The sequence below is a fragment of the Nonomuraea turkmeniaca genome, assembly GCF_005889735.1.
Classification (GTDB): domain Bacteria; phylum Actinomycetota; class Actinomycetes; order Streptosporangiales; family Streptosporangiaceae; genus Nonomuraea; species Nonomuraea turkmeniaca.
The window spans coordinates 1-6,501 of sequence record NZ_VCKY01000380.1 but is presented as its reverse complement, the minus strand read 5'-3'; the positions used below and the strand labels follow the sequence as shown (position 1 = coordinate 6,501).

At 69.6% G+C, this 6,501-nt stretch carries 8 protein-coding genes; 5 read left to right on the top strand and 3 right to left on the bottom strand.

Annotated elements, in window-relative coordinates:
- The 3 genes from ETD86_RS51635 to galU all read right to left on the bottom strand — a co-directional run.
- Positions 1-126: cyclic pyranopterin monophosphate synthase MoaC (locus tag ETD86_RS51635; RefSeq protein ID WP_246149482.1), on the bottom strand; the 126-nt coding region annotated here is incomplete at its 3' end.
- Between the two features lie 85 nt (positions 127-211).
- A complete protein-coding gene (glp, locus tag ETD86_RS51630; RefSeq protein ID WP_138673939.1) occupies positions 212-1,399 on the bottom strand; it encodes a molybdotransferase-like divisome protein Glp in 1,188 nt (395 codons plus the stop codon).
- Positions 1,386-2,288 carry a UTP--glucose-1-phosphate uridylyltransferase GalU gene (gene galU, locus ETD86_RS51625; RefSeq protein WP_138673938.1) on the bottom strand — a complete coding sequence of 301 codons (903 nt, stop codon included), beginning with the start codon at positions 2,286-2,288 and terminating at the stop codon, positions 1,386-1,388. The genes glp and galU overlap by 14 nt, the downstream gene beginning before the upstream one ends.
- 24 nt (positions 2,289-2,312) lie before the next feature.
- Here galU and ETD86_RS51620 point away from each other — a divergent pair, with 24 nt between their 5' ends.
- The 5 genes from ETD86_RS51620 to ETD86_RS51600 all read left to right on the top strand — a co-directional run bounded on the left by ETD86_RS51620 (position 2,313) and on the right by ETD86_RS51600 (position 6,353).
- Positions 2,313-2,882: a 5-formyltetrahydrofolate cyclo-ligase gene (locus tag ETD86_RS51620; RefSeq protein ID WP_170223760.1), complete on the top strand. Its 570-nt coding sequence runs from the start codon at positions 2,313-2,315 to the stop codon at positions 2,880-2,882.
- A gap of 23 nt (positions 2,883-2,905) precedes the next feature.
- Entirely contained in the window at positions 2,906-4,411 is a 1,506-nt protein-coding gene (locus tag ETD86_RS51615) for a potassium/proton antiporter (protein ID WP_138673936.1), read from the top strand.
- A gap of 68 nt (positions 4,412-4,479) precedes the next feature.
- Positions 4,480-4,794 (top strand): FmdB family zinc ribbon protein, encoded by a 315-nt coding sequence (locus tag ETD86_RS51610; protein ID WP_138673935.1) that lies wholly within the window; start codon positions 4,480-4,482, stop codon positions 4,792-4,794.
- Positions 4,795-4,815: 21 nt separating this feature from the next.
- Positions 4,816-5,346 carry an alpha/beta hydrolase gene (locus ETD86_RS51605; RefSeq protein ID WP_138673934.1) on the top strand — a complete coding sequence of 177 codons (531 nt, stop codon included), beginning with the start codon at positions 4,816-4,818 and terminating at the stop codon, positions 5,344-5,346.
- Positions 5,347-5,546: 200 nt separating this feature from the next.
- Positions 5,547-6,353 carry an S-methyl-5'-thioadenosine phosphorylase gene (locus tag ETD86_RS51600; protein WP_138673933.1) on the top strand — a complete coding sequence of 269 codons (807 nt, stop codon included), beginning with the start codon at positions 5,547-5,549 and terminating at the stop codon, positions 6,351-6,353.
- The last annotated feature ends 148 nt before the right edge of the window (positions 6,354-6,501 follow it).

The window sequence follows — 6,501 nt, the reverse complement described above, 5'->3', positions numbered from 1 at the left end:
CCCCAGCGCGTCCCCCTTGGGCACCTCCCCCGACCGCAGCAGCGCGACCACCTCGGCCGACAGCAGCACCCGCCCGGTGGCCACGGCACTTCGTGCCGACACGTTCTTGGCGGACACGTCCACCATGCGCGCGGCGCCCGTCTCGTCGATGTGCGTCAGCTCGCTCACAGGCCCTCCTTCGCCGGTCCTCTGAGCACGCAGGGTCGTTCACTCACAGCCGGATCACCTCCACCTCGGTGCCGCCGGGCACCTCGGTCACGTCCTCGGGCACCACGATCAGCGCGTTCGCCGAGGCCAGGGCCGCCAGCTGGTGTGAGCCCTGCCCGTGCACGGGCGACACGGTGCCGTCGGAGGCAAGGACGCCCCGCAGGTACGACCGCCGCCCCGCGGGCGAGCGCAGCGGGCCGGTGACGTACGCGGTCAGCGATTCCGGCAGGCCGCCGGGCAACCCACGCATTTTGTCGAGCGCAGGACGTACGAACAGCATGAAGGACACGAACGACGACACCGGATTGCCGGGCAGGGCGAAGATCGGCACCTGGTCCTCTCCCAGGACGCCGAACCCCTGCGGCATCCCCGGCTGCATGGCGACCTTCTCGAAACGTACGGTGCCCAGCGGCGACAGAGCCTCCTTGACCGGCTCGTACGCCCCCATCGACACCCCGCCGCTGGTGATGATCGCGTCGGCCCGCATCAGATGCGTGTCGAGCCGGTCGAGCAGCACGGCCGGGTCGTCCCCGACGGAGCCGGCCCGGAACCCCTCCGCCCCCGTCTCCCGCACCGCGGCCGTCAACGTGAAGCTGTTGGAATCCCAGATCTGCCCGGGAGCCAGCTGCCCACCCGGCTCCACCAGCTCGGCGCCCGTGGAGATGACGACGACCCGAGGCCGCGGCCGCGCCAACACGCGCCGCCGTCCCACCCCGGCGATGATCCCCAGCTGCGCCGCGCCGATCACGGTGCCCGGCTTGAGCACGACCTCGCCGGCCTGGACGTCCTCCCCGGCCCGGCGGATCGCGTTGCCTTCCTGTACGGGACGGTCGATCGTGACGGAGACCGTCCCCCCGTCGGTCCACTCCACCGGCACCACGGCGTCGGCGCCCGCCGGGAGGGGTGCCCCGGTCATGATGCGTACGGCGTGCCCCGGCCCCACTGCCCGCAGCTCGACGGACCCGGCCGCCACGTCATCGATCACCGGCAACGTCACCGGAACTGCGGAAATATCCGCAGAACGCACGGCATAGCCGTCCATGGCCGAGTTGTCGAAGGGCGGCAGCGGTACCGGTGACGACAGCTCCTCGGCCAGCGTCGCCCCCAGCGCCTGCTCCAGCTCAAGCTCCAGCGGCGCCAGAGGACGCACGGTGGCCAGGATCTCGGCCAGGTGCGTATCAACTGATTTCATCGAGGAACTCCCGCAACCACGGCACGAACTCCCCAGCCAGATCCTCCCGATCCGCCGCGAACTTCACCACGGTCCGCAAATAATCAAGCTTGTCCCCTGTGTCATACCGCCGCCCCCTGAACAACACTCCGTGCACCGGGCCGCCCTCGTGGGAGCCGCGACCGGCGAGCGTGCGCAGCGCATCGGTGAGCTGGATCTCGCCCCCGCGCCCCGGCGGGGTGTTCTCCAGCACCTCGAAGACCGCGGGGTCGATCACATAACGCCCGATGATGGCCCAGTTGGACGGCGCCTCGTCGACCGGCGGCTTCTCCACCAGATCGGTGACCCGCACGACGTCGTCCTCGGAGCTTGCCTCGATGGTCGCGACGCCGTACAGCGAGACCTGCTCCTTGGGCACCTCCATCAGCGCGATCACGCTGCCGCCGAAGGTGTCGCGTACCTCAATCATGCGTTTGAGCAGCGGGTCGCGCTGATCGATCAGGTCGTCGCCGAGCAGGCAGGCGAACGGATGGTCGCCGACGTGCTGCTTGGCGCACAACACCGCGTGGCCGAGCCCCTTCGGCTCGCCCTGCCGCACGTAGTGGAGCGTCGCCAGCGAGGCCGGCTCGCGCACCTGGGACAGCCGGTGCTCGTCGCCCTTGGCCTCGAGGGCCTCCTCCAGCTCGAAGGCGCGGTCGAAGTGGTCCTCGATGGAACGCTTGTTCTTGCCGGTGACCATGAGCACGTCGAGCAGCCCTGCCGAGGCGGCCTCCTCGACGACATACTGGATCGCGGGCTTGTCGACGATGGGCAACATCTCCTTGGGTGTCGCCTTGGTCGCCGGGAGGAACCGGGTGCCCAGACCCGCGGCGGGCACGACGGCTTTCGTCACAGGGTCGAAGTCAGCCATGAGTAGACCCTAGTGGAGGGACCTGTGGACAAGCTGAACCTGCGCCGCGAGCTGAACGCGGCGCGTAGCTCACTCTCCCCCGAGCAATTGCGGGCAAACGCCATCAAAGTCCGCGAAACGCTGCTCGAGCAGCCGTGGGTCCAGATGGCCGGTCTGGTGGCCTGCTACTGGTCGACGGGGGTTGAGCCGGAAACGCACGGGCTCGTGTTCGCTCTCTGGAAACACGGCGCCACGGTGATCCTCCCCGTGCTGCGCGAGGACTACGACCTGGATTGGGCAGTGTACGACGGTCCGGACACGCTCGCGCCGGGACGCTTCGGGATCATGGAGCCGGTCGACACACGCCGCGGGGTGGACGCCATCCGCACGGCCGCGCTGGTGATCGTGCCCGCGCTGGCGGTCGACCGGCGAACGGGGGTGCGCCTGGGCCGGGGCGGGGGCTCGTACGATCGAGCCCTGGCGAGAGTCGGTCCGAACGTTCCAACGGTGGCTCTGCTGCACGACGGCGAGCTGATCGACGGCATCCCCACGGAGCCGCATGATCAACGAGTCCGATATGCCATGACACCAGTGGGACTCACTAGTCTTATGTGAACGCACGTACGAGAGGGGGCCAGATGACGCTGGATGTCTGGCTTCTTCTTGGTGCCGTGATTGTCATCGCGGCCATCGCGTCCGTGCGGGCCGCACATCGCATAGGCCTGCCCAGTCTGCTCGTGTTCCTGGGCTTCGGGGTGGCCCTGGGGGAATCCGGGTTCGGGATCCTCTTCGACAATCCGCACGTGGCGCAGCAGATCGGCCTCACCGCGCTGGCCGTGATCCTGGCCGAGGGTGGTCTCACCACCAACTGGTCCCATGTGCGGCGTTCCGTCCCCCTGGCCCTGATCCTGGCCACCGTGGGCGTGACGGTCAGCATCGTCGTGGTGGCTCTGGCCGCAATGGGACTGCTGGGCCTCCCCCAGAACGCGGCGCTGATCCTCGGCGCGGTGCTGGCCTCCACTGACGCGGCGGCGGTCTTCTCCGTGCTGCGGCGCTTGCCGCTGCCACCGCGGCTGGCCGGCGTTCTGGAGGCGGAGTCAGGCTTCAACGACGCCCCGACCGTCATCGCCGTCGTGCTGCTCAGCGGGGCTTCGCACTCGTCGGCCACGCTGGGAGCGTTCCTCGCGGAGACGTCCGTCGAGCTGATCATCGGCGCGGCGGTGGGCCTCGCCGTCGGCCCGGCCGGCGCGTACGCACTGCGCCGCGTCGCACTCCCCGCCTCCGGCCTCTACCCGATCGCCGTCCTGGCGCTGACCTTCGTCTCGTACGGCGGCGCCGTGCTGCTGCACGGCTCCGGCTTCCTGGCCGTCTACCTGTCGGCGCTGATCCTGGGCAATTCGCGGCTGCCGCACCGGGCGGCGACCAGGGGATTCGCGGAGGGCGCCGCGTGGCTGGCGCAGATCGGGCTGTTCGTCATGCTGGGTCTGCTGGCGAGCCCCAAGGAAATGCCGTCGGCTGTCGTACCCGGCCTGATCACCGGCACCGTCCTGGTGCTCCTGGCGCGCCCGCTCTCCGTACTCATGAGCTCCCTCTCGTCGTGGGCGCTGCGGCTGGGCTGGGTGAGCTGGCGCGAGCAGGCGTTCCTGTCGTGGGCCGGGCTCCGGGGCGCGATCCCGATCGTGCTCGCGACCATCCCCTGGGCGGCCGACGTCGATGGCTCGAAAGAGATCTTCAACCAGGTCTTCGTGATCGTCATCGTGTTCACCCTGCTGCAGGGACCGACGCTGCCGTTCGTGGCGCGTCTGCTCAGGGTGGCCGCTCCTGGCGAGGCACACGACCTCGCGGTGGAGTCGGCGCCGCTGGAGGAGCTCAAGGCCGACCTGCTGCAGGTACGCGTGCCGCCCGGCTCCCGCCTGCACGGCGTGGAGATCTTCGAGCTGCGATTCCCGTCCGGCGCGCAGGTGACCCTGATCGTGCGCGACGGCAAATCGTTCGTGCCCACCAGCACCACCCGGGTCCGGGTGGACGACCAGCTCCTCATCGTCGCCACCGCCGCCTGCCGCGACCAGGTCGAACGCCGCCTGCGTGCGGTCAGCCGCAGCGGCAAGCTGGCCGGTTGGTTCGGGGAGCGAGGATTGGAATAGGCGTTTGAGCTAATCGGTTACCATTAGCAGTCGCAACGCTGGAGTGCCAGCATCTGAAGGAGGGCCGCGTGCCGACTTACCAGTACGCCTGTAACGACTGCGGTGACCAGCTCGAGGTCGTTCAGAAGTTCAGCGACGACGCGCTGACCGTGTGCCCGAGCTGCGAGGGCAACCTGCGGAAGGTGTTCTCCGCGGTGGGCATTGTGTTCAAGGGCTCCGGCTTCTACCGAACCGACAACCGCGCGTCGTCCTCTCCGTCTTCGACTTCATCCACTTCCAACGGGTCGTCGAAGTCTTCCGAGAACAAGTCCTCCTCTTCGGACTCCTCCAGCTCCTCCAGCTCCTCCACCCCGGCCGCCGCACCCGCCGCCGCCTCCAACTGAGCGTCTCGCCCTGGAGGCGATTTGGATCGGCACGCTGTCATCATCCCCGGCGGCAGGCACGGCCCGTTCGCCGGACTGCTGGCCTATGCGGGCGCAGCCGCAGCCCGGCGTGACGCGAAGCTGGAGCTGATCTCGTGGACGCCGCCGGACGACCGCCCGCTCCTCGAGAGCTGGACCTGGGTCCATGATCAGGTGACATCGGTCGTGGAGAAGCTGCCCGCCCCTCTCCTCATCGGCAAATCACTCGGTTCGTACGGCGCCGGCGTGGCCGCCGCTCGCGCCCTTCCGGCCGTCTGGCTGACGCCATTGTTGACGATGCCCGCGTGCGCCGAGGCGCTGAGCCGCGCCACGAAGCCGTTCCTCCTCGTCGGCGGCACCGCGGACGAGTACTGGGACGGGGAGGTCGCACGTGAGCTGACGCCGCACGTGTTCGAGGTGGCCGGCGCCGACCATGGCATGCTGGTGCCGGGACCGCTGCGCGACTCCGCCGACGTGCTCGGCCGGATCCTGACGGCCATCGAAGCCTTCCTCGACGACGTCGTGTGGCGATAGCCGCAGCGGACGCCACGTGCCGGGACGGTGGCCTCGGAGGACCCCACGTGCCGGGACGGTGGCCTCGGAGGACCCCACGTGCCGGGACGGTGGCCTCGGAGGACCCCACGTGCCGGGATGACCGAGGCGGACGCCACGTTATCCACAGAACCGCATTCGGGCCGCCCGCCCCCCGCACCGATCCGACTACTCTCAGCGCCATGGTCACTCGCGCAGACATAGGCGTCATCGGCGGCTCAGGCTTCTACTCGCTCCTCGACGACGCCGAGGAGATCGAGCTCGCCACCCCCTACGGCCCACCGAGCGACGTCGTCACAGTCGGACGCATCGGCTCGCGTTCCGTCGCCTTCATCCCCCGGCACGGCCGCGATCACCGTTTCCCCCCGCACCGCATCCCCTACCGCGCCAACCTCTGGGCTCTGCGCTCGCTCGGCGTCGGCCAGGTGCTCGCGCCGAGCGCCGTAGGGTCCCTGCAGGCCGACTACGGCCCGGGCACCATGGTCATCCCCGACCAGTTGGTAGATCGCACTTCAGGCCGCGTCCAGACCTATTACGACATCGACGGCGCCGTCCACGTCTCGTTCGCGGACCCGTACTGCCCGTCGGGCCGAGCGGTAGCCGTACGAACGGCCGGCGCGGGTAACTGGCAGACCGTCGACGGCGGCACGCTGGTGGTCATCGAAGGCCCGCGTTTCTCCACCCGGGCAGAGTCGCAATGGTTCGCCGGCAACGGCTGGTCGATCGTCGGGATGACCGGTTTCCCCGAGGCGGTGCTGGCCCGCGAGCTGGCCCTCTGCTACACCTCGCTCTGCCTGGTGACCGACCACGACGCCGGGGTGGAGGCGGGCCAGGGCGTGACCCATGACGAGGTCCTCGAGTTCTTCGCACAAAACGTCACCCGCATGCGCACCTTGGTGGCCGAGACCGTAGAAGCCCTGCCCGAGGAGCGCACCTGCCCCTGCGGCGCGGCCCTGGACGGCCTCAAGCTCCCCTTCGACCTGCCGTGATCCAATCCTGGCTGAGCCGCTACGGCCGTCGCCGCCGCCTCGTGGCGGCGACGCTAGCCGCCATAGCCGTCATTTCCGCCTATTTCGCCACCCGCCCGTCCCCGCCCGCCACAGTCCTGGTGGCGACCCGCGACCTACCCCCCGGCCC